Here is a 24,512-nt window from a genome sequence, read left to right on the forward strand (position 1 = left end):
AAAACTGGATTTAATTATTTTGGTTTTTTACTCCCCACTCACATAACCCTTCCAAAGTAGGTAATAGTGTTTCCGCTTTATCTGTGAGACGGTACTCGACTTTAGGGGGAACTTGGGGATACTCTTTCCGATTCACCATACCATCCGCTTCCAATTCTTTAAGCTGTGAACTCAATGTTTTATAAGTAATAGCTCCTATCTGTCTTTTCAGATCATTAAAGCGAACCGGTTGGTTTTCTGCTAGGAGGTAAATAATAACCATCTTCCATTTCCCACCAATAACTGACAATGTATAACCAAAAGGGGTATCTTTAATATTTTTAACTTTACCTTTATATTCAGCCATACTCATATTTACACTATCCTTTCCGGTAGTATCTATCCAAATAGTGCGTACTACTTTTTTATTTGCGTTCATTTTATACTAACATTACTTTGAAATAAAGGAGAGAAAAAAATGACTAATGCCATAACCTACAATCACGGTGTTGCATGGGAAGAAGCTTTTGGCGTCACCCAAGGCTACAGCGTCAACGGCACCATCTACATTTCGGGACAATTTTCCCACGATATGCAGGGCGCGTTCGTTGGCGAGGGCGATATCAAGGCACAGACCCGGCAGACACTAGAGAATCTCGATCACGTGCTGGCGGGATTTGGTGTCACGAGATCGAACATCGCTGAGGTCGAGGTCTATCTGACAAACCCGCAAGAGCATTTCGAGCAGTGCGTCGTTCTGTTGAAGGAGTATGTGGGAGACCATCGACCAGCCGCCACCCTCATCGGTGTGTCGGGTTTGGCGTTCCCTCACCAACTGGTTGAAATCCGCGCCGTCGCACACACTGACTAATTCGGCCACCGCGGTCGGTGGGCTTCGAGAAGGCGCGACCGCTATTGGTTAGAAGCGGAAGGGTCGTCGGATACTGAAATCCAGCACCATACGCTGGTGCAAAACTGCACTGCTCGCGGGGGAGTTTTGCGCCAGAAAAACATTTGATTTAAAGAATCTGTCTGGAGAGATACCTATTTTAAATAAACTCATAAACAGAATTACAATGGAATAAAGATCGGCTTAATCACAAAAATACACTCACGCACTTTATGTTTGCGAGGGTGTATTTTTATGTGGCAGCAAGTGCAACTATTCTGTTATACGCTTCCTCGTTGTACGTTTTCCTCTTTATGTGTTTTTAATGAAACCATCCATTAAATGGTACGTTTATAACTGAGGACATTGTCAATCTTCATGGTTTATTACCATCAACAAATTACTTCTCCTCGCTAAATACTTCAATCATCGTTAAGGCTCCCGTTCGATACCCGTGGATGAATGCTGCTGCGGAGTGCAGGGAGGTTGACTCGTTTAATAAATCAAATATGACTTCCATTTGCTCAAAATCGACTTCTGATAATTTATTTTTCAGCATCTCCATATGTTCACTAATTTTTTGATTCACTTTTTGAGACTCAGGATTGGTAGACTTTATTTGTTCACTGGGATGCCAATTCCCATCTTAACTGTGTTGTGGTACTTACTGTCGACAGAATTTTGTTCTTTTTTTAATATGCCTTCGATCTCAAACCCCAGTTACCAATGGCAACTTCTTTAGTTTTACGATTAAATGAATATCTAAAAAATCCGACATAAAGATAGATTCGCATATTGCTCGAATTAATTAAAAGCAGCGAAGACCTTCTTCCAACGTTACGAAACCCGATTACCCTTCAACGGGTTCTGTAAAATTCAAAGAAAGCTAAACATAATAGAGTTAAAGCTTTAATTTGTTAGGTTTTTATGTAAGCGCTATCATTCTATAATTTACTCAGAAAGGAGGTAAAAGTAAAAAAACGGGATATGGCACGGATAAGTGATGTGTGCTGCAAAGAGAATCAACCAACAAGCAGGTGTATGGGACAAACACAAAAATTTTAGGAGGTAAAGTATGTTTAAGTTTAGTAAGAAAATGATGACAGTAGTTCTTGCAGCTTCCATGAGTTTTGGGTTATTTGCAACAACCTCAAGTGCAGCGACAGACTATTGGCAAAATTGGACCGATGGCGGCGGGACGGTCAATGCTGTTAATGGATCAGGCGGTAATTACAGCGTGACATGGCAAAATACCGGGAATTTTGTTGTCGGCAAAGGCTGGACTACCGGATCACCAAACAGGACGATTAACTACAATGCTGGCGTCTGGGCGCCGTCTGGCAATGGGTATTTGACTCTCTACGGGTGGACGAGAAACGCACTCATCGAATATTACGTCGTTGATAGCTGGGGGACTTATCGACCTACCGGAACGTATAAAGGTACGGTGACCAGTGATGGGGGCACATATGACATCTACACAACAATGCGATACAACGCACCTTCCATTGACGGCACACAAACGTTTGCTCAGTACTGGAGTGTTCGACAGTCGAAGAGAGCGACCGGGGGCAACTCCGCGATCACTTTCAGTAACCACGTGAACGCATGGGCGAGCAAAGGAATGAATCTGGGAAGTAGCTGGTCTTACCAGGTGTTGGCGACAGAGGGGTATCAGAGTAGCGGGAGCTCTAACGTAACGGTGTGGTAACCAATCAACTGCAAGCTGTTCAACGAACAGGCGCGGTTGGGACTGTCTCACGGGATAAGCGGGTTTTGAGAGCTGTCTGATAGATAGGGTTTAAATGAATCGATCATGGAGGACTCCCCGAGCCCTAAGCATTGTAGACAGGCCGATGGCCGTTCCCCTCCAGTCTATCCGTCAGTTCGGATGCGTTGTGGGCTGTTTTCCTGCCAGGCGAACGGCCTTCGACGCTGCTGGAGGCGAGTTGCAGGCCGTTATGGCCTATCATTTTTCCAATCAGCTTAAAGGAGATATATCAATGAGAAAGCTATTAATGTTCCTTTTAATAGCAACAATGGTTGTGATCAGCGCTTGTTCACCAGATAAGCCTGAAAAAAAGGATAACCTTGTGTACGTGGAAGGTGGGGCTTTTCAGAACAACAAGTCCAACCACTCTGGAAAAAACGTGACTCTATCGAACTTTTATATCGGTAAATACGAGGTAACTCAAAAAGAGTGGGTTGAAGTCATGGGAAGTAATCCCTCACAATTCATAGGCGACAAGATGCCAGTAGAAATGGTGAGTTGGTATGACGTTGTGGAGTACTGTAATCAAAGAAGTATACGAGAGGGTTTAAAACCGTATTACAACATAGACAAGGATAAAAAAGACCCGAATAATAAGAATGATAACGATAATATAAAATGGACAGTAACGATTAATGAGGGAGCTAACGGTTACCGATTGCCTACAGAAGTGGAGTGGGAATATGCTGCAGGCGGAGGTCAGGCGAGCAAGGGCTACACATACAGTGGAAGCAATAATGCCGACGAGGTCGCATGGTATTGGAAAAACGCCGGAGACAAATACTTATCTGGAGACTGGAACTGGCCTATCATAGAGAGCAACCATAATAAAACAAAATCGATCGGTACCCGGAAACCCAACGAGTTAGGAATTTACGATATGTCTGGCAACGTAAGGGAATGGTGCTGGGACTGGTACGGAGATTTGGATAGTCAAAGCGGTTCCTTCCGGGTAGTGAAGGGCGGCGGTTGGATTGGCAACGTCAGCAACAACGAGATATCCTTCCGAGGCAAGTTCGATGCGAATGGCTTTGGTCCCGATCAAGGGTTTCGTGTAGCTCGTAAAGAATAATTGGAACAAGTCACACCAAAATATTGTTAAACGAATTTAAAACAATAGCTTAATTAACATGAAGAGACGGCAATCGTTAAAGTGGCTGCCGTTTTCTCAACTAACGGGTAGTTTACCGTAATAACCCCCCCAGTAAAATTAGCTGACTCTGAGGGGCTCTTCATCTTTTTTCGATTGGTTATTTGAAGAAGCCTTTTTATTGAATGCCATTAACAAAATCAGTCCGATGATACATATTACACCAATCCATTGGAAAAATCCAAAAGGCTCTTTTAACCAAAATGCAGTTGTTAAAACAGCAGCTAGTGGTTCCAAACTACCTAGAAGGCTCGTTTCTTTTGGTGAAAGACTTTGTAAACTTTCTATATAGAACCAAAATGCTATCATTGTGCCGAATATGATAACGAATACTAAATATAAAGAGGTTTCTAGTGTCAAGTTTTTAAAGTCTATATGCCAAGGTGGATGGATAAAACTTAATCCGAAACCGCCGATGATCATAGCCCAACCAACAATGACGAGGGAATCGTATTGCTTCAAAAGAGGAATTGCGTACAAGGTATAAAAAGCCATCGCTATTCCCGATAAAAGCCCCCAAATTATTGCGATTTTCGGCACGGATAGTTGTGAAATGGAGCCGTTTGTTAATAAGAAAAAACAACCAGCTAAAGCAAGGATAATAGCTGACAAATCCTTTCGTGTTAAGACCATGTGTTTCCGCAGAATTAAATAGATGATAATCATTATGGGGGCTAAATACTGTAATAGCGTTGCAACAGCAGCATTTCCAGTTTTGATCGATGCCATATACGTATATTGAACCGAAAGCATACCGACCAAACCGAAGACAATGAGTTGAAAAGCTCTCCTTCTATTTTTCCATACACCCCATATTTGCGAATGGTCTTTTACAAAAAAATGAACGGTCAAAAGTAAAACACCAGCTATGAGCAAACGTGTTGTTACAAGCCAATTTATATCGATTGTGAATTGTTGAAAGAGTTTTTTTGAAACGGTGCCACTAATCCCCCAAAATATAGCTCCTGTTATAACAAGAAATAATCCTGTTCTTCTAGCTGAATTACCCATGAATATTCTCCACCTTGAAATATAATAATAGTGTTATGATAGGTGAAAAATCTTTTTAATTATACCTATATTTGCTGTTAAAATATAAATATATTGAGGTTGTGATGATTTGCAAATAAAAAATTTCATGATTGACCAAAACTTAAAAGAACTAACTGAGCATCGAACGGTCGTACTACCGGTTGCGTGTTACGAAACAACGATTAACCAAAATATACATGGATATATACCACTTCATTGGCATGATGAAATTCAATTTGTTCTGATTGTAAAAGGGGAAGCAATTTTTCAAATAAATGAAGATAAACTAATAGTACGACAAGGTGATGGGATATTTATAAATAGTGGCTGCCTACACATGGCGGAAGAAAAGAATGAATCGGGTTGCGTCTATATCTGTTTAAATGTTTCTCCTCATTTCGTTTTATCACAAGAGCTTTACACAGCCTATGTAACCCCTTATATCCAAGCGACTAATTTACCTTATTTATACATAGACCCTAATGAGCCTTGGGGGAAAAACATTTTAGATGCCATTTTGAAAATTAATCAATGTATTCAACAAAAATCACCATACTTTGAAATCGATATCACCATGCATTTAACATTAATTTGGAAAAACTTAATCATTAATGGCTTTCAATTAGAATACGACCAGATGGAAATGGTAAAGAGTCATCGGATCAAGCAAATGTTGAATTGGATCTATTTACATTACGCTGAAAAAATCACATTAGATGATATTGCAAGAGCTGGTCAATTGAGCCGTTCTGAATGCTGCCGATATTTCAAACGAATTTTAAAGATAACCCCGTTAAATTATGTAATGGATTATCGCATTCAAAAAAGTTTAGTCTTACTACAACAATCAGAAACTAACGTTACAGAAGTTGCCTATAAGGTTGGATTTAACAGTACAAGCTATTTTATAGAAAGATTCAGAAAGGCGATGAATATGACACCATTAGCCTACAAAAAATTAAAAATGGATGATTGCTAATGTTGTCCCAAATTTTCATTGTCTACAAAATGGAGCTTGACCAATACAGAGCAATGTGGGGCTTCACTTGCAGAAGCAAGAGCGCCGTATGGTAGTAATAGAGCGGTCATTGCTGCCAAGATTGCGGTTTTAGTCATTATTTTGATTGGTTTCATAATTATTGAAATTCTCCTTTTTCAAAAAAATTTTAGGGTGGGTTATCGTTATGAGCAAATTTGAAATAAACCTAATTAAGTATTTGTCTTATGGATTTATGGTAGGCATATATTATTCCTTCATCAAAGGCCCAACACAGTCGTCTACAGTTAACGGTGTGACTAAATTCTTCACTTTGCCTGCGTCTGATTTTATTTTTAGTGCATTATCAACCTCATTTCTAGTAAGTCTTATTTTTGGTATATTGTATTTTTTTAGTGTTTTTAGACAAGAAAAGGAATAAATAGATTTCACCTTTATATTCCTTTATTGAAAATTTTTATTTTAGCCATAGTCGAAAACAAAAAGAACCATCGATGCCGGGAATTTCCGAAACACCGATGGTTCTCCCGACGTTCCGTATTTGGGTTTTAAACTTGAATTTACGGCGAATCAAATTTTTGAGGTTTTACGTGATTCTGAAATCCGAGTAGGAACTAAAGAAAATGCAAAGCGAGGTATGTTTGTTAGCCGGATGGAGCTGCCTTTGTTGGATTCGGTCATCAGGTTAGCTCGTTTGTTGGACAACCCGAAGGATATCCCAATACTTGCGCCGCTGTTTACAAAGGAAATTCTGTATAGGGTTATGCAAGGTCAGCATGGGGTTAGACTCGAACAAATTGCAATAGAGGGCAGCTCTGCCCATCAAATAAAAGACGTTATCGAACATATCACTAATAACTATGAAAAATCATTTCGGATTGAGGAGCTTGCGGAAAAAGTGAATATGAGTGTCTCGTCGCTACATAGGCACTTCAAAGAGATAACCGCTATGAGCCCTATTCAGTTCCAAAAAGAATTGAGGCTTCAGGAAGCCCGTCGCCTATTATTAATCGAATCAGCAGATGCCACTGATGTGGCATTTCGAGTAGGCTATGAAAGTCCTTCGCAATTCAGTCGTGAGTATTCCCGAATGTTTGGCTTTCCGCCTAGACAAGATATAAAGCGTCTAAAAGCATAAAAAGGTTCAAAATATAACGAAACCAGTTAAGGGAAGGGAAATACTTTTACGGAATGTAAGCAAAATTTAATTTAATTCGGGGTTCAACTAACGGGAAACGATAGTTGAATATAGAACAGGGAGCCCACCGCCGCGGCAAATGCTCCCTCTTTCATTGAAGTAACGGGCAGATTAGTGCAATATCCGTCAAATTAAATAGACAAAAAAATTGACTTCGAGTGTACTCGAAGCGGTAGACTATCTTCTAAGGTCATGCATGAACTTTTGACGCTGATTTGATATGTTCTGGTATATCGTATTTTTCTCCACATTCTGGGTTATTGTTAACTGGATTCCAGGTATCGTCCAATTGACCAGCCAAGACACTTTCGTAGTAAGCCTTCTTCTCTTTTATGTGCATTAATTGAAGGTTGTATTCATGAATCTTCGCTTCTAGTTCTTTTTCTTGTTTTACAACAAGCTCAGCCCTTTCAGGAATCGTCTCATCACCTTGCAAACACATAGCAATGTAATGTTTGACTTCTGAAATCGGCAATCCTGAAATACGAAAGCAATGCACCATTCGCAACCAATCCAGATCATGGTCAGAGAATAAGCGATTGTTTCTGCCGTCTCTCGAAACGAATGGTATTAATTGTTGGTCATCATAGTAACGAATCGTATGTTTTGTAAGGCCAGTTATTTCAGATACATCTTTTACCGTATATTTAGGTTCATGTAATGTCTGATTCAAAATTTTGTGCCTCCTTGCTATTGACTTCGAGTTGCTCGAATACTTTATGATGTCATTGTACCAATGTTGTGAGCGCTCATCAACTGGTAATCTCCTTTATCATTCCCCGACAAGGAATAGAGGATTGTTTGTTTGACTACTTTGGGAATGCGAATAAAAGCTTTAACTTAAGACAACAATTACTACAGTTTATAAATGAATAATTAGAAAGAGGTTGGAAAATGAACACAAAATATAACAACTTGCTTGAATCCTTCTCATTCAAAAATGGAATAACCCTTAGAAATCGTGTCGTTATGTCACCTATGACCACTTGGTCCAGTAATGACGATTACACGATTTCAGATGAAGAAGTGAAATATTACAAAAAAAGAGTGAATGGCGTTGGTCTAGTTATAACAGGATGTACGCATGTACAACCAAACGGTATAGGTTTTACGAATGAATTCGCCGCTTATGACGATAAATTTATTCCAAGTTTACGGAAATTGGCGGATGGGGCGAAAAGCGGCGGAGCTCCTGCGGTACTTCAAATTTTTCACGCAGGCAACAAAGCACTGCCGGATCTTACGCCAAATGGAGATGTGGTTAGTTCCAGCGCTGTAGAGACGGAAGCAACTGAATTTGCTCCTTCCGTTTTGCCGAGAGAACTTTCGCACGCTGAAATATTGGAAGTGATTCATGCGTTTGGAGAAACAACAAGACGAGCCATTGAAGCAGGGTTTGATGGCGTTGAAATTCATGGTGCGCACGGATTTTTGCTTCAAAACTTTTTTTCTCCTTTCTTCAACAGACGTGAGGATCAATGGGGAGGATCACTTGAAAACCGCCTGCGTTTCCCACTGGAAGTAATTAGGGAAATGAAAAACGTCATTAAAAAACATGCTACAAAACCGTTTATTTTCGGCTACCGAATTTCTCCTGACGAACATCAAGAAGGCGGTCTAAGAATGAAGGATACCTATGTATTGATTGACCGACTGATTGAAGCTGGTGTTGATTATGTGCATGCTTCACTAGCTGATGCTCTTTCTTCAAAGCCAGTCGATAGCCAAGATGAAAAAACGTATCTTGAGTTGATCGTTGAACATGTAAATAGCCGGGTTCCCGTACTGGCTGCTGGTTCTATGGTAACCCCGGATAATGTTGCAACAGCATTAGATAAGGGTCTTACCCTAGCTGCGATTGGGCACGCCTTAATCATGAATCCAGACTGGGTAGAAAAGGTTCAAAATGGACAAGAGTCGGAAATCCAAACAGCGATAAAGGCTTCAAAAGTTAGTGAGCTTGAGCTTCCGGAAAAACTTTGGGGTGTCATCCAAGCTTCAGGTCCATGGTTTAATATCGAAGAATAACATTTTTAGCGTTATCACGTTTTCATTAAGAAAGGATGTCAATTATATGTCGAATATTGAAGGTAAGGTTGTAATTATTACAGGTGCCTCTAGTGGGATTGGAGAAGCTACTGCCAAAGAACTCGCATCCAAAGGTGCGAAATTGGTACTAGCCGCACGTCGTGAAGATCGTTTGAAAATTCTACAGAATGAGATTCAAAAAAATGGTGGAAAAGCGATCTATAAAGTTACAGATGTCGCTTCCCAAGAACATATGGAAGAGCTGGCTAAATATACGCTCCAAGAATTTGGGAAAATTGATGTGATGATCAACAATGCAGGAGTAATGCCCTTATCCGCAATCTCTGAGATCAAGATCAGTGAATGGGACAAAATGGTTGATGTTAACATCAAAGGTGTTCTTTATGGTATTGCTGCTGTTCTTCCGTCCATGAGAGAAAGAAAAGAAGGGCATATCATTAACGTTTCCTCCATAGCTGGTCATTTAGTATTCCCTGCTAGTTCAGTTTATAGTGGTACAAAGTTTGCTGTGCGTGCCATTACAGAAGGCCTTCGTAGAGAAGAGTGTATCAACAATATTCGAACGACTATTGTCTCGCCAGGATCGATTGATACAGAATTAACAGCAGCAATTTCAAACTCAGAGTTAAAAACTGCAATTAATGAGAATATGAAAATTGCTATCGAGCCTTCTAACATTGCTCGTGCCATAGCATTTGCAATTGAGCAGCCAGCCGATGTAGCAATTAATGAGATGATTATTCGTCCAACAATTCAAGAACTATAAAAATAGAAAAATCATGTGATGTGTTGATACTGCCCTAAAAAATAGATTTTGGGGCAGTATTTATATTTGTACGGTTTACATGCCTCTTGCTATTGCTATGGGATAGACATGATTTTGTTAGCCTTCGGAAATAGACATCATTACTGAGGGAAGAAACAGGGCTGGAACCCAAAACAAAAAAGTACACCAAATAAGCCTTCACCTTTTTCTAAAAACAAACTCATCTCCCATTCAACTAACGGGACACGATAGTTCAATGATAAAGTGGTGGTCTGGAAATTTTCGAAGTTCAGTTACAGTTAATAGGGCTTTTTTCATTGTCTACAAAATGGGGCTTGACCATACAAAGCATGCCATTGGAATAAGCCCAGCTGATAGATTCTTTCAGCAGATTTTTCCCCATACTCTAATCCAAAAATTCTTTACATGCGCAGACTCCAAATTCTACTTTATGAGCGAATCTATCTTAATAAATACCTTCGCCTCTTGAAAACCCCATGATTCGATCACCCACTACAGCAACTAAAAAAAATTTCTCGGTTTCACGGTGTCCGTTTGTATAATCTGTTCAAACCCTGGCATATCTAAAAATGCCTCCCCTTGCTCTCTATCTAAATTCCTGTCTCTCCATCATCTGTAATCTTAATTCAGATCAATCTGTCGTAGCTTTGTTGATTGCCGACCTAACGGTATAATGCAGACCATTCACATAAAATTCTCACTTGTTTATGACCATGATTTACTCCATTCCTTTTGAGTTGATGTGTCCAACTTGTTCTATTCTTTAGTATACTTTTATAATGAAAAAAGGAGCAGGAGGGGCAACCTTTTTGCTCCTTTTTCTTTACAAATCTAGAAGGCTGCAAGCCTTCTTGCCGCTCGGCACTTGTAGTCTCCCTGCCGCCCCAATTCCCTAAAAAGGGCGATGACTTTACGGTGGTCGGTCAGCGGAGCGGGCAGAATTGTTCTGAAGAAGCGAAGCGTTCGCCTTTGTAACGGGATTTTAACCTTAACAGGTGTTATATAAATAAAAAAATCCCGTTACAACAGCGATCGGAAGAACAATCTGCACGCGCAGCGCTCGCAACTCACCGTCGTAACTCATCCCACTATAGGTTGAAATTATATATAAATCGGTTGAAAATGTTGATTTTACCAATGGACAAGTATTTGTACAATGGAGTTGTAACGCTTACATTTCCAAGGAGGTTGCGGCGAAATGAAGAGAGTTCAGGCGATTGGCAAGCAAATCAGGACCCCAAGATCCAAAAGGAGGCCGTATTGATGAAATTTAAAGGAATATTGGCAGCATTTTTGTTTTTAACCGCGGCGTCTGTACTATTTGGGACGCATACGGCGGAGGCCTATGAACTATCCAATGACAAGCTGACGATTCAGACAGGCGAGCATGGCGAAATTTCATCCATCCGTATCAAGGGAGATGCTTTCCCGACAGAGTACGTGATGAACGCAACGGTAACACCCGAACAGAATACCGCGGATCATCAGTGGCTGGGTGAGCTGATGTTCACGTACCGACTGGACGAAGGCAGCTGGACGAAGGCTTGGACGAACAAGTCGGCAGATGCACGCAAAATCACGACCAGTGGCAACCGCGTCACCGTCACGTATGAAAACTCAAGCAACGCAGAAGGCATTCGCAATTTTAAAGTCATCGAAACGTATTCAGCGGAGTCGAACGGTTCGGTGTTGTGGAATATACAGGTACAGAACACAAGTGGCAAAAAGTTGGAGATTGGCGATTTTGGCCTGCCTTTGCCATTCAATGAGCAGTGGACGAACGGTGATGCGATTTACGAGACCAGAGTCGTAACGCATTCCTTTGTCGGCAACAACAGCTCCTATATTACGGCTGGACGTCCCAGCGGCATTGGTTCTTCGCTGCTGCTGATTCCTGATTCCTCAACGGGTGCGGGCTTTGAGTATCAGGATCACTGGCGGGATGAGGAGCATCCGGGCAGCAAATGGGCCTGGAATCCGGCGAATGAAGGCAAATGGCTGGAGGGACTGAATGTATTTTATATTCACTCCAATGTGATTAAGTCCGCCAACCGTGGATATTTGCCCAACACAAGTCTGATCCTGAACCCCGGCCAAAGCCGTAACTATGGCTTCAAGTTTCTGGCAGTGAAGGATGAGCATGATGTGAAAGATACGTTGTATCAAGAAAACCTGGTGGATACAACGGTTGTACCGGGGATGATCGTGCCTACGAATCAGAAGGCGAAAGTGGATCTGCGTACCAAGCAGGCGATCAGCAAGGTAACCTATCCAGATGGAACCGTCATTCCGCAGACGGACAGCAAGACTGGAGGGCACCACATCTATGAACTGAAATTCACCAAGCTGGGTCCAAACTTCATCACAGTGGAGTATGGAAACGGCAACAAGACGGTTTTACAGTTCTATGCCATCGAGCCGATTGATTTAGCGCTGCAACGGCACGCTACATTTATGGTAGATAAAACCCAGTGGAATGTACCGGGTGATCTGCGCGATAAAGTCTTTGACGATTGGATGATGCATACCAAATCCAAGCGTAACATTTTTAACGGATACTGGGGCTGGGGGGATGATTGGGGTCTGACCCACGGACAGTTCCTGGCTGAGAAAAACACACTGTCTCCGGTTGCCAAAGAGGTACGGGCGGTAGACGATTATTTGGAGACGGCCATCTGGACGAATCTGATGAACGGGCATCATGAGGATTATTTGATTCATGATTTCCTGATGCCAGAGCCGAACGATACACCAACCTATCGGGGGTACGCTTACCCGCACGTATACAACACGTATTTCAGCATGTACAAGATTGCGAAGGAATACCCGGATCTTGTCACTTACAAGCAGCCGAAGGAAACGTATTTGCTGCGGGCGTATAACATTTTCAAAGCATTGTACGAAGGGCCGGTTGCTTACAACTGGGAAACGGGCTTGATGGGCGAACTGACTACACCGGATATTATTCAGGCACTTCATGATGAAGGCTATGATGATGAAGCGAATGATCTCAAGGAAAAAATGGATCGCAAATATAACAATTTTAAAAATACAAAATATCCTTACGGCTCCGAATACAGCTACGATAACACTGGGGAAGAGGCCGTATATACGTTAGCCAAGCAGAATATAGATACAGAGGGCGAGCAAAATAAAGCCCTGGAAATGATGAGTAAAATCAATGCCAAAACCCGTGCAGCACGCGGACATATGCCAGTATGGTACTACTATACCGATCCGGTGACGATTACCGGGGAGAACTGGTTTAATTTCCAGTACACGACTTCGCTTGCGGGATATGCGATGGACGACTGGATCCGGCACCATGAGGACAATCACCGCGAGGAACAACAGCGTCTGTCCTATGCAGCTAAAATCGCCAATGTCGGAGCGATTAATTCCGGGCAAATCAGCTCGGACCCTGACAACATCGGGGCAGTCGCATGGACATATCAGGCAGAAAAAGGCAACCAGGGAACGAACGGCACCGGCGGCGGTAAAAATGTTCCGCTCTTTAACGGCTGGCGCGGCATGAGCGGCGAGGCCGATCTTGGACTGTTCGGTGCACTCAAAACGCTAAGTGCCGACATTGCAGTAGATCCGATCTTCGGATTGACGGGCTATGGTGCAGAGGTAAGCAAAAGCGGTAACGTGTATACGATCAAGCCGCTGGACGGCCTGTTCAAGCGGGTCAATCTGATCACGGAAAAGCTGTATATCGAGCTGGACAGGGACCAATATACAGAAGCCAAGCTGGCAACATCCAAGGATTATGTATGGCTCCAGCTGAAAAATCAGACACCTGGTCAAGCACATTCCACATACGTTACGTTCGATGGCTTGAAGAAGGGAACGTATTTGGTTAAAGTAGGTGGTCAATCGCAAGGTAAATTTAATGCGTATGCACCTACCAACAAGCTGAAATTGGACATGGGCACAGCATCCTCCTATACCGTGGAGCTGACACCTACGACGCCTGATCCGAACAAGGCGCCTGTCGTAGATGCGGGTAAAGCGTCCAAGGTGAAGCTGCCGGATCCAATCATTTTGAAAGGTACGGCTGAGGATGATGGACTTCCGCAAGGAAAGGTTACAAGCGAGTGGAGTCTGGTTGAAGGGCCACAGAATGCCAAGGTCACATTCAGCAGTAAAACATCGCTGCGTACGAAGGTGGACGTTTCCGAGCCGGGAACGTATATATTCAAGCTGACATCCAGCGACTCGCTGTTATCGGCTGAGGCCAGAGTAAGCGTGATCGTAGAACCGGCGGCTCCGTTACTTGAACAGCTTGCGTTGTATAAGTTTGATGAAACCAGCGGTTCTGTTGCTGTGGATTCATCGGGCAGTCACAATGATGCTGCCGTGAAGGGCACGGCTGCATGGGCTGCTGGGAAAACAGGCAATGCTGTCAGCCTGAATGGCAAGGACAGCTATGTGCAGCTTCCAGCGGGCATTGTAAGCCGGGCACAGCAATTGACCGTATCCGGTTGGGTCAAAGCGAACAGCCTGAGCGATTATGTACGGATTTTTGACTTCGGCTCCGGGACGAATGAATATATGTTCCTGACCCCTAAAGCCGGAAATACGATGCTGTTTGCGATTACCAACCAAGGCAACGGGCAGGGACAGGAACAGACGATTGAGGCTCCTGTGCTGCCGACAGGGGTGTGGAAACACGTTGCGGTCACTCTCTCAGGCTCCACAGGTATTTTATACGTGGATGGAAAAGAAGTGGGACGCAATACCAGCCTGACGTTGAATCCTACCAGTCTGGGTCAAACCAAAAACAATTTTATCGGTAAGTCTCAGTACCCTGACCCATACTTCGACGGTCTGGTGGATGAATTCCGCATCTACAGCCGGGCTCTGAATGCTTCCGAGGTGGCAGGTCTGGCCTCCGGTACAGCACAGAGCCTGACGGGAGCCGAGAAAATCACGGCTATAAAAGAAGTAAACGTGACGACACGTGCGGGTGAAAAACCCGAATTGCCGAGCGTGGTGGAAGCTACGTATGGAGAAGGCTCCACCAAATGGGTGGCTGTGGAATGGGAGGATATAGCCCCTGCACAATATGCTTCTCTGGGTTCATTTGAATTGAAGGGCAATGTAGAAGGAACAGAATTGAAGGCGATTGCCAAGGTGACCGTGATCGAGGCGGGGGCCCCTGTCAACTCCGGTACTCCGGAAACGCCGACAAATCCGGTTAACTCAGTAACACCTGAAACACCTGCTCCTGTCAGCTCTGCTAAATCAGCAGGGGGATTACGATCTGGAGGAAACATTGAATAGCTCTTGTTAAATAACCTTTCCCACTGTCACTTTCTTCCTGCAAAGGGGAGAGTGGCGGTGGGTATCCTTGCATTTGGAGTACAAAGCTGCGAATAAGAATGTGAATGGGGGAAAGGCATGAGCAAGATTACATTTCTGGGTGCAGGCAGTACGGTATTTGCTAAAAATGTGCTTGGCGATTGTATGCTGACACCTGCTTTGCAGGGCTTTGAGCTGGCGTTGTTCGATATTAACCCCGGAAGGCTGAAGGATTCGGAACATATTTTATCCAATTTGAAAAAAACAACGGGGAGTACCTGTGTGATCCGCTCCTACACAGACCGCAAGGAAGCGCTGCGTGGAGCTGCCTATGTGGTAAATGCTATTCAGGTTGGCGGCTATGATCCGTGTACGATTACGGATTTTGAAATTCCCAAAACCTACGGTCTGCGCCAAACGATTGCCGATACGGTCGGGATAGGTGGTATTTTCCGCAACTTACGGACGATTCCGGTGATGCTCGATTTTGCTGCAGATGTGCGTGAGGTATGCCCGGATGCATGGTTTCTCAACTACACCAACCCGATGGCTGTACTGACGAATGTGATGAACGTACACGGCGGCGTCCGTACGGTGGGGCTGTGTCATAGCGTGCAGGCGTGTATACCGGAGCTGTTCAAAAGCCTCGGGCTGGAGCAGGAAGGCGTGAAGGCGAAAATCGCAGGCATCAATCATATGGCGTGGCTGCTCGAAGTGAGCAAGGACGGTGAGGATTTATATCCCGAGATTAAAAAACGGGCTGCCGCCAAGCAGCAGGAAAAGCATAACGACATGGTACGCTTTGAGATGATGCTGAAATTCGGATATTACATTACGGAATCGTCCGAGCATAATGCGGAATATCATCCGTATTTTATCAAACGGGCATATCCCGAGCTAATCGAACGGTTCAATATTCCCTTGGATGAATATCCGCGTCGCTGCGTGAGCCAGATTGAACGATGGGAAACGATGCGCGGGGAGCTTTTGAGCAATCAGGATCTTCGCCATGAAAGGTCGAATGAATATGCTTCGTATATTTTGGAGGCTATCGAAACGGATCGGCCTTTTACCATTGGCGGCAACGTGATGAATACAGGTTTAATTACCAATCTGCCAAAAGAAGCCTGTGTAGAGGTGCCTTGTCTGGTGAATCGCAACGGAGTTACGCCGACCTATGTCGGAGATTTGCCGCCCCAATGCGCTGCGCTCAACCGGACGAACATTAATACACAGCTATTGACGATTGAAGCTGCTGTCACCGGGAAAAAAGAGCATATTTATCATGCCGCACTGCTGGACCCGCACACGTCAGCCGAGCTGTCCATGGATGAGATTGTTTCTCTGTGCGATGACCTGATTGCGGCGCACGGAGAGTGGCTTCCAGCCTATGTGTAAGGGAGGCAGTTGAATGGGAGGCCGTGGTCGTCAAAAGTTTACCGGGATTCCTACAATTCGTGGGAAATTTATCGTACTGACACTGGTGCTCACGGTCATTCCGATGGTGGTGCTGACCTTTACCTTTTACCGGATCGCGGCCCATTCACTTGGTGAGAAGTCGGAAGCGTTGGCTATGCAGTCCCGGCAAATGAGTGAAAATTACGTCAATGCGACGCTTTCCGATTTGAACGATCTGACCAATGCCATTCTCGGCAATCCCGACGTGCAGGCCACGCTGGAGAACAAGCCGGAAGACGATTATGAATACTTACGGAACGATGAAACACTCAGCATGGTCGTTCGGGCGCAAACCCAGACCAAGCCGTATATCACGTCCTCTCTTATATATGCCGCCAATGGCGGGCCCAAGCATTCGCTGTATCAAGGGAATGTTTCGGTCCGCTTTGGCGGCCTTCCTACATTAGAGGAAGCACGTGTTTACTATCGTCGCTTGCTCGCGGATCAGCCCATGATGTGGATGGCCCATTCATCGTTCGAATCGGGACGAGGGATGGCGGATGATCGTTTATACGTCGGGAAGCTGCTTCGAAAAACGACCGGCGACTATGCACCGCTTGGATTTTTGCTGCTGGAAATTGACAAGGCCAGCCTGTTCCGGGGGCTTGCCTTTCATGAAACGGACGGCAATACCCAGATGTGGGTGCTGGATCAAAAGGGCGAGCCTGTATACCGTTTGCCGGAGCAGGCCGTTGCGGACAAGTCGCTGCTGCGGCAGATTGCCAAATCCGCTGTGGACAAACCCATGCTTACGAAGGACTGGAGAACATGGAACGGTCGTCAGACCATGATTTCCTACGGCCCGTTGAATGAAGGACAATGGACACTGCTGCAAAAAGTCGATCAGTCCGTGCTGTTCGAGGATGCGCGGCAGATTGGTGCCTGGACCATCTGGACTTTTTTAATTGCACTGGTGTCGGGCTGGATGCTGTCTTATCGGCTGAGTGATACGATTCGTCGTCCGTTGCTTCAGTTGAGCCGATTAATGGCGGTGGACGGCAGTACGAGCGCCACAAGCTCAGCCAAAGTTTCCGACGATCCTGCACCTGTTATTTTTAATCCCAAGGATGAGGTGGGGCAGATCGGGGAGCGTTTTCTTCATATGATGCAAAAAAATCATGAGCTATACGGGCAGGTCTATGAAGCATTGCTGTCGCGCAAGCAGGCGGAGTTTCGTGCGCTTCAGGCGCAGATTAATCCTCATTTTCTGTACAACACGCTGGAGTCGCTCAAGGGAATGGCGCTGGCCAACGGGCAACGGGATATGGCGGAGGTGATCGGTGCTTTTGGTAAATGCTTTCGCATCTCGCTAAGCTATGGCCGGGAGCAGATTAGCTTGGGACAGGAAGTCGAGCATGTGAGCGCCTATGTGAAGGTACAGCAGTTCAGATTTCGGAATTCGTTCGAGTGGATTTGCGAGGTGGAGGAAGATATTTGCGGGTTTTACGTACCCAAGCTTATACTCCAGCCGCTCGTTGAAAATGCCATTTACCATGGCTTAAAAGGGCGTACCGACCGTGGCTACATCATGCTGTCCGGTACAAGGGAAGGCGATGCGCTGCGATTAACGGTCAGTGACGATGGAGGCGGTATCGGAGCCGAGCGGCTGGACGATATTCGGAAGTCACTGGACGCTGAGCGGGGAAGTGCCATTGGTTTTGGACTGCGTAATGTACATGAGCGTCTTCGCCATTATGGCCCGCAATATGGACTGTCCGTGACAAGCGAGCCGGGAACATACACCTCGGTTACCTTGTGGGCACCGATTCGAACCGAATAAGGAAGGGAGAGGATGGCATGTACCGGCTGCTGATTGTGGACGACGAATATCATATTCGGGAAGGACTGAAGCTGATGGTGGCGGAAAGCGGCCTGCCTGTGCAAGTCAGTGATGTGGCGGGTGACGGCGAAACGGCATTGCGTTTATATGCGGAGCAGCGACCGGACATGATTTTACTGGATATTAATTTACCGGATATGAGCGGACTGGATATTGCAAAAATCATTCGGGAAAAGGATCAGCAGACACCTTTGCTATTCCTGACAGGGTACGAATCTATGACGTACATTCGTCAGGCGGTTTCACTTCAAGCGGTCGATTATCTGCTCAAGCCTGTGACCAGCGGGGATTTTGAAGCGGCCCTGCGGCGGGCCGAAGACCGGATTGTGCAGTTGAGAAGAAGCGAGGAAGAGGCCATTCACCGTCATCGTTTGTCGGAGCCGCTGTACAGGGAGCATTTACTGCTGGATCTGTTACAGCAGCGGCGTCCCGCAGCCGAGGTTATTCGGGAGATGGACGGGCTGGAGCTTTCCGGCGAGACTTCCGGGCCGCCCTACACCGTACTCTGCTGCGAGCTGGAAGAGGCGCCGCAGCAGGAAGCAGCCGCCACGGGCGAGCTGCACGGCAGTAAGGAGGGAAGCAGCAGCGAATTCGCCGGGCTGGCTTGGGAAGCCGCCGCCGCCGCCGGGGCGAAGGCACACGGAGCGGCGGTTTCCCGGGATCGGCGTGTCGTGCTGCTGGCGGCAGCATCTTGCAGGGCGGCGGAGCGGACGGCACAGCATATCCGGCAGGCGGTACAGGAGCGGCTGAACCGTGCGGTGTCCATCGGGATTAGCCGGCCTGTAGGGCGGATGGAGCAGCTCCCCGAAGCATATGAGGAAGCTGTCCGGGCAGCGGAGCATCGGGGCTGGGTCGGCTACAGCCAGATCATCCCCTATGAGAGCATTCAGGCGGCTGAGCCGAATAGCAGTCATTTGCTGGAGAAGGAGCTGCTGATGATTACGGAAATTCGGGCCGGAAATGATGCCGCCGTACATGCGATTTTACAGGAATGGTCGGGACAATTGGCAGGTTTGCCCGTCAAGCAGGTGAAAATGATCGTCACCCAGCTCGTGCTGTTCGTCATGCGGATCGTTCAGAGTGATGCATCCGTAGGCCAAACGTCCATGCAGGAGCAGGACCCGCTGCTGGAGCTGTCCCGATTGCGGCACGGACCCGAGATGATCGACTATGTATCCCGCTATTTTGTGCGGGTGGGTCGCCATGTTCGGGAATCGCGCGAGAAGGGCATTCCCCGCAAATTCCAACGGGCCAAGGAATGGATTCGGGAGCATCTTCAGGAGGATGGCGGGCTGAACAGCCTTGCGGCTTACATGAATATGAGTCCCAAATATTTGAGCGCCCGTTTCAAACAGGTTACGGGAGAAAGCTTTGCCGACTACCAGACGCGTGTCCGCTTCGAACGTGCCCGCGAGCTGCTGCTGGACCCGAATCGGAAGGTTGCTGATGTGGCGGAGCTTGTGGGCTTTGCGGATACGAACTATTTCAGCATTGCCTTCAAAAAGCATACCGGACTGACCCCGACGGAGTTTCGTAAAACATTTTTGTAAACGCGCTGTTAAAAAAATCATACCAAAACAAAGAGAGTCTGGAGTCGTTGGGTAGTCGGCTCCGGGCTCTCGGCGCATAATAGGCTTGTAAGGAGAATCCAGTTCAGGAAGGGGCCGATTGATTTGCTGAAACGAAGGTTACGGACATGGATGGCTCTCGTGATGACGGCGATGTTGACAGGGTTGACGGCTTGCAGCGGTAACGCTGGTGAACCGGTCAACCCCAATGCGGTCGAACTCAAGTTCATGTACTGGGGGAGCAATGACGAGAAACAGGCAATGGAAAAAATGATCCAAAGCTTTAATGCATCCCACCCGGATATTCGAGTGAAGGGCGAGCATGTCCCGGGTGATTACACGACGAAGATTAACACGTTAATGGCCGCCAATCAGCTTCCTGATATCGCCTACCTGGGCGATTCGCTCACGATGAAGTGGGCAAGTGAAGGCAGACTTCTGGATTTATCCTCCTATTATGATGAATATCCCGAATTAAAAAACAAGCTTAAATCCTCCTATCTCTACAGCGAGCCCGGCAAGTCTATCGGCAACTACACCGCCATGGAAGTGATGCAGTTATTTTACAACAAAGAGCTGTTTTCAGAAGCAGGCGTACCCGTTCCCCCGGCTGATCCTAAAAAGGCCTGGACATGGGATGAATTTCTGGCCATCGCCAAAAAGCTGACCAAGGATCAGAACGGGAAGCATCCGGGTGACAGCGGCTTTGATCCGAAAAATATTGTGCAATACGGCTTTGCCTTCGGCAACGACCGCAGCTCATGGGGACCGCTTCTGGCGAGCAACGGCGGAGCTTTGACCGACCAAACGGGCAAGAAGTATACACTGAACAGTCCCGAGTCAGTAGAGGTATTTCAGAAGCTGCAGGATCTGGTTTTCAAAGAGCATGTATCTCCCGATTTGATCCAGCAGCAGGACATGCCATCCAATACGATTCGGCTTCAGACGAGAAAGGTCGCCATGGTGGTGGACGGAACCTGGTCGCTACTCGATTTTTCGAACAACAAGCAGCTGCAATGGAGTATCGGCGTTCTGCCGAAGCTCAAGGAGCCCAAAACGATGATCGTTGCGGGGGCCACTGTTATTTTCCAGAGCACCAAGCATCCGAAGGAGGCACTCGAGTTTTATTTGTATCATAATAATCCGGAAAAGGTGGACTTGTTCAAGTCCGGTCTGTGGATGCCTATCGAGGAAAAATATTATACAGATGAGCAGGCCATCCAATCATGGACGAATAATGCTGCTCATCCGCCGGAATTTCAGGAGGCAGGCATCGAGTATGCCAGAGATTATGCAATCAAGCCGTCCACCTCGACTCTCCGCAACTGGCCTGATATCGGTTCCAAGTTGACCCCGGGGCTGGACCTGATCTGGACGAACAAGAAGACGCCGCAGCGGGCGCTGGATGAGCTGGAGCCCATCATTCAGCCATTGCTTCAAGGAGTATACCCGGATGAATAATCTGGCAGGACAGCAGCGAAAGGAGATCGGCCCATGAAGCGACAAAAATCAGGGATGATGCGCATGGAACGCAACTGGGGTCTGCTATTCGCGCTTCCTGCCATCCTGGGCTTAATGATATTTACGATTGGACCAATCACGGCCTCGTTCGTATTCAGTCTGACCGACTGGACCATTGGCGGACAGATGAACTTTATTGGACTGGACAATTACCGGACGATTCTGACCGAGGACTCCACCTTTTCCCAATCCATGTTCGTGACCACGTATTACGCGCTGGGTAGCGTGCCTCTCGGGTTGGTGGCGGCGTTTATCATTGCGCTCTTATTAAACCAAAAGGTGAAGGGCCTGTCCGTGTTCCGCACGATTTATTATCTGCCCACGATTGTGCCAAGTATCGCCAATACGATGCTGTGGCTGTGGATGTTTAATCCCGATTTTGGCTTGCTGAATTCATTGCTGGAACACGCCGGATTGCCGGGAAGCAAATGGATTTACGACGAAAGCACGGCGATCCCCTCCCTGATCATGATGAGCACCTGGGGAATCGGGAACACGGTCATTATCTTTTTGGCAGGGCTTCAGTCGGTTCCCACCCATTTGTATGAAGCGGCTGAGGTGGATGGGGGCCATATGTGGCACAAATTTATTCATATTACGATTCCTTCGATGACACCGACGATTTTCTTCAATCTGGTCATGTCCTTAATCAGTACCTTTCAGGCATTCAATCAGGCGTATGTCATGACGAACGGGGGCCCTAACAATTCGACCCTGTTTTATGTATTCTACTTGTGGCGCACGGCCTTTACGGAGACAAAAATCGGCTATGCGTCGGCGCTGGCCTGGATCTTATTTTTCGTCATTATGGTGCTGACCGTCCTGATTTTCTCCACGTCCAAAAAGTGGGTTCACTATGAAGGGAGGGGACGTTCATGAATCAAGTCGCTTCTTCTGTCAACGATTCACCAACACCAAAGCATCCGCCTCCACAGCCTGAACGCTCCCGCAGTCCTGCTACCACTACCCGTGCCAAGCCTCTTAAAATCAGTCGTGTTCTGCTGTACGTTGTTTTAATGATGGGCAGTATTTTAATGCTGTTGCCATTTGTATGGCTCATTCGCAGCTCTCTAATGGGCACATCGCAAATTTTCGTGTTCCCGCCAGAGTGGATACCGTCTCCTTTTCAATGGAGCAATTACCCGGAAGCGCTGACCTCTGTGCCGTTCGGCAGGTATTTTATGAATACGTTCATCATTGAGGTATGTGTGCTGGCAGGAGTGATGATGACTTCAATTGTATCGGCGTTTACCTTTGCCCGCCTGCGCTGGCCCGGACGTAATCTGATTTTTTCGCTGCTGATCGGGTCGATGATGCTGCCTTACGCGGTGACACTCATTCCGACCTTCGTTATGTGGCGTGAGTTGGGTGGGCTGAATACGTTCCTGCCGCTGATTGTTCCCGCATGGTTTGGCGGCGGAGCGTTTAACATCTTTTTAATGAGACAATTCATGTTGACCATTCCACGCGATCTGGACGAAGCGGCTTATATGGACGGGGGCACACCTCTGACCGTACTATGGCGCGTCATTATTCCATTGTCTTCACCCGCGCTGATCGTGATCGGGATATTTACTTTTATTGATGTGTGGAATGATTTCCTAGGCCCGATTATTTATTTGAGTGATGAAAAGCATTTTACATTGGCGCTGGGCTTGGCGACTTTCCGAGGGCTGAACAATACAAATTGGCCTTATCTGATGGCGGCTTCCAGTACGATTTTGGCTCCCATTGTCCTGATTTTCTTTATCGGACAACGCTATTTTATTGAAGGCATCACGTTGACAGGCATCAAAGGCTAGTAGGAATTGAAACTACAATTCAGGAGGTGGCAGTGGCTTTGGAAAAGCAAATTCGTTCGACAAAGCTGGTACAGGGTGTTCCGGGCAGATTAGCCCGATTACGGTCGGAGTTTTCGGCGCTGGGTATAGATGCGCTGCTCATTACACATGGACCCAATCGGCGTTATATGACGGGGTTTACAGGATCGGCTGGGATTGTGCTCATTACAGAGGAAGATGCTTTTCTGGTGACGGATTTCCGCTATATGATGCAGGCAACCGATCAGGCACTGGAATATTCGGTCATTCGGCATGAGGCACAAATTTTCCAGACGGTGGCTGATCTGACAGACAAACTGGGCGTTCACAGACTGGGATTGGAGAGCCGCCATGTCTCACTCCAGCAATCGAGTCAGCTTCAAGCCGTGCTGGGTTCGCTGGAATATGTGCAAACGGAGGATGTGATTGAACGGCTACGCGATGTGAAGGACGATGAGGAAATTCGCACGATCAGCGAAGCGGCGCGTATCACTGATACCGCCTTTACGGAGGTGTTGAACTACATTCAGCCTGGGGTTACAGAGCGGCGGATTGCGGCGGAGCTGGAATATCGGCTGCGGCTGGCGGGCGCGGAATCGGGCGGTTTTGCGTTCATTGTTGCTTCGGGGGAGCGTTCGGCACTGCCGCACGGACTGGCCAGTGACAAGGAAATTGGTCTGAACGAGTTCGTCACGATGGATTTTGGTGCAAATGTGCGCGGCTATCTGTCCGATATCACGCGCACGGTATTCGTCGGTAAACCGTCAGAACGCCATGAGGAACTATATGCCATTGTGCTGGAAGCGAATATGAAGACGATTGCAGGACTTCGCCCTGGATTAAGCGGCCGGGAGGGAGACAGTCTGGGACGGGATGTAATTGCCTCGTACGGCTATGGGGAACATTTTGGTCACGGATTGGGCCACGGCTTTGGTCTGGAAATTCATGAGCAGGTACGCCTGTCCCGCGAAAGTAAGTCGGTGCTCGTACCGGGCCATGTCATTACCGTGGAACCAGGCATTTATATCCCCGGCTTCGGCGGGGTTCGTATTGAGGATGATGTACTGATCACAGAAGACGGTGTAAAGGTACTGACCTCTTCGCCAAAAGAGCTGCTTTTATTGTGAGCATTTTGCATACATCCCA

Annotated in this window: 18 protein-coding genes and 2 pseudogenes; 16 read left to right on the forward strand and 4 right to left on the reverse strand. The window is 46.5% G+C overall.

What is annotated here, in order from left to right; all coding sequences use genetic code 11:
• Window positions 1–10: 10 nt before the first annotated feature.
• Window positions 11–352, reverse strand: a complete 342-nt coding sequence (locus tag ABIA61_RS10490) for a winged helix-turn-helix transcriptional regulator (RefSeq protein WP_283654789.1) — start codon at window positions 350–352, stop codon at window positions 11–13.
• Between the two features lie 105 nt (window positions 353–457).
• On the opposite strand from ABIA61_RS10490, the gene ABIA61_RS10495 reads away from it, so the two are divergent.
• Complete coding sequence (locus tag ABIA61_RS10495) at window positions 458–850, forward strand: RidA family protein (protein ID WP_283654790.1); 393 nt, start codon at window positions 458–460, stop codon at window positions 848–850.
• A gap of 418 nt (window positions 851–1,268) precedes the next feature.
• Here ABIA61_RS10495 and ABIA61_RS10500 read toward each other — a convergent pair.
• Window positions 1,269–1,499 (reverse strand): annotated as a pseudogene (locus ABIA61_RS10500) (DUF6809 family protein); the annotation flags it as partial.
• Window positions 1,500–1,943: 444 nt separating this feature from the next.
• Here ABIA61_RS10500 and ABIA61_RS10505 point away from each other — a divergent pair.
• Both ABIA61_RS10505 and ABIA61_RS10510 read left to right on the forward strand, forming a co-directional pair.
• Window positions 1,944–2,579 carry a glycoside hydrolase family 11 protein gene (locus ABIA61_RS10505; RefSeq protein ID WP_404580692.1) on the forward strand — a complete coding sequence of 212 codons (636 nt, stop codon included), beginning with the start codon at window positions 1,944–1,946 and terminating at the stop codon, window positions 2,577–2,579.
• Between the two features lie 292 nt (window positions 2,580–2,871).
• The gene (locus tag ABIA61_RS10510) at window positions 2,872–3,711 is read left to right on the forward strand and encodes a formylglycine-generating enzyme family protein (protein WP_404521120.1); all 840 of its coding nucleotides are present in this window, start codon (window positions 2,872–2,874) and stop codon (window positions 3,709–3,711) included.
• Window positions 3,712–3,849: 138 nt separating this feature from the next.
• Here ABIA61_RS10510 and ABIA61_RS10515 read toward each other — a convergent pair whose 3' ends face one another.
• Window positions 3,850–4,800: a DMT family transporter gene (locus ABIA61_RS10515; RefSeq protein ID WP_404580693.1), complete on the reverse strand. Its 951-nt coding sequence runs from the start codon at window positions 4,798–4,800 to the stop codon at window positions 3,850–3,852.
• Between the two features lie 109 nt (window positions 4,801–4,909).
• Here ABIA61_RS10515 and ABIA61_RS10520 point away from each other — a divergent pair, with 109 nt between their 5' ends.
• The 3 genes and pseudogenes from ABIA61_RS10520 to ABIA61_RS10530 form a co-directional block, all read left to right on the forward strand.
• Window positions 4,910–5,800, forward strand: coding sequence for an AraC family transcriptional regulator (locus ABIA61_RS10520; protein ID WP_404580694.1), 891 nt, complete (start codon window positions 4,910–4,912; stop codon window positions 5,798–5,800).
• Window positions 5,801–5,818: 18 nt separating this feature from the next.
• On the forward strand, window positions 5,819–6,019 hold the full coding sequence (locus tag ABIA61_RS10525) for a hypothetical protein (protein WP_404529702.1): 201 nt from the start codon (window positions 5,819–5,821) through the stop codon (window positions 6,017–6,019).
• Between the two features lie 316 nt (window positions 6,020–6,335).
• Window positions 6,336–6,956: pseudogene (locus tag ABIA61_RS10530) on the forward strand (AraC family transcriptional regulator); the annotation flags it as partial.
• A gap of 250 nt (window positions 6,957–7,206) precedes the next feature.
• Here the strand turns inward: ABIA61_RS10530 and ABIA61_RS10535 are convergent.
• Complete coding sequence (locus ABIA61_RS10535; RefSeq protein ID WP_283654796.1) at window positions 7,207–7,689, reverse strand: MerR family transcriptional regulator; 483 nt, start codon at window positions 7,687–7,689, stop codon at window positions 7,207–7,209.
• A 221-nt stretch (window positions 7,690–7,910) separates the two neighbouring features.
• Here ABIA61_RS10535 and ABIA61_RS10540 point away from each other — a divergent pair, with 221 nt between their 5' ends.
• The 10 genes from ABIA61_RS10540 to ABIA61_RS10585 all read left to right on the forward strand — a co-directional run bounded on the left by ABIA61_RS10540 (window position 7,911) and on the right by ABIA61_RS10585 (window position 24,493).
• The gene (locus ABIA61_RS10540; protein WP_283654797.1) at window positions 7,911–9,044 is read left to right on the forward strand and encodes an NADH-dependent flavin oxidoreductase; all 1,134 of its coding nucleotides are present in this window, start codon (window positions 7,911–7,913) and stop codon (window positions 9,042–9,044) included.
• 46 nt (window positions 9,045–9,090) lie between these two features.
• Window positions 9,091–9,831, forward strand: coding sequence for an SDR family oxidoreductase (locus ABIA61_RS10545; protein WP_404580695.1), 741 nt, complete (start codon window positions 9,091–9,093; stop codon window positions 9,829–9,831).
• Between the two features lie 1,284 nt (window positions 9,832–11,115).
• The gene (locus ABIA61_RS10550; RefSeq protein WP_404580696.1) at window positions 11,116–15,141 is read left to right on the forward strand and encodes a DUF5695 domain-containing protein; all 4,026 of its coding nucleotides are present in this window, start codon (window positions 11,116–11,118) and stop codon (window positions 15,139–15,141) included.
• Window positions 15,142–15,258: 117 nt separating this feature from the next.
• Window positions 15,259–16,557 (forward strand): alpha-glucosidase/alpha-galactosidase, encoded by a 1,299-nt coding sequence (gene melA, locus ABIA61_RS10555; RefSeq protein ID WP_404580697.1) that lies wholly within the window; start codon window positions 15,259–15,261, stop codon window positions 16,555–16,557.
• Window positions 16,558–16,570: 13 nt separating this feature from the next.
• The gene (locus ABIA61_RS10560) at window positions 16,571–18,397 is read left to right on the forward strand and encodes a sensor histidine kinase (protein ID WP_404580698.1); all 1,827 of its coding nucleotides are present in this window, start codon (window positions 16,571–16,573) and stop codon (window positions 18,395–18,397) included.
• A gap of 17 nt (window positions 18,398–18,414) precedes the next feature.
• Window positions 18,415–20,007: a response regulator gene (locus tag ABIA61_RS10565; protein ID WP_404580699.1), complete on the forward strand. Its 1,593-nt coding sequence runs from the start codon at window positions 18,415–18,417 to the stop codon at window positions 20,005–20,007.
• A gap of 123 nt (window positions 20,008–20,130) precedes the next feature.
• Window positions 20,131–21,486, forward strand: coding sequence for an ABC transporter substrate-binding protein (locus ABIA61_RS10570; protein WP_404520441.1), 1,356 nt, complete (start codon window positions 20,131–20,133; stop codon window positions 21,484–21,486).
• Window positions 21,487–21,519: 33 nt separating this feature from the next.
• Window positions 21,520–22,425, forward strand: a complete 906-nt coding sequence (locus ABIA61_RS10575) for a carbohydrate ABC transporter permease (protein WP_404520440.1) — start codon at window positions 21,520–21,522, stop codon at window positions 22,423–22,425.
• Window positions 22,422–23,348 (forward strand): carbohydrate ABC transporter permease, encoded by a 927-nt coding sequence (locus ABIA61_RS10580; protein WP_404520439.1) that lies wholly within the window; start codon window positions 22,422–22,424, stop codon window positions 23,346–23,348. Before ABIA61_RS10575 ends, ABIA61_RS10580 begins: the two co-directional genes overlap by 4 nt.
• A gap of 38 nt (window positions 23,349–23,386) precedes the next feature.
• Window positions 23,387–24,493: a M24 family metallopeptidase gene (locus ABIA61_RS10585; RefSeq protein ID WP_404520438.1), complete on the forward strand. Its 1,107-nt coding sequence runs from the start codon at window positions 23,387–23,389 to the stop codon at window positions 24,491–24,493.
• The last annotated feature ends 19 nt before the right edge of the window (window positions 24,494–24,512 follow it).

This window comes from Paenibacillus sp. RC21 (assembly GCF_044907935.1).
Taxonomy (GTDB): Bacteria; Bacillota; Bacilli; order Paenibacillales; family Paenibacillaceae; genus Paenibacillus; species Paenibacillus terrae_A.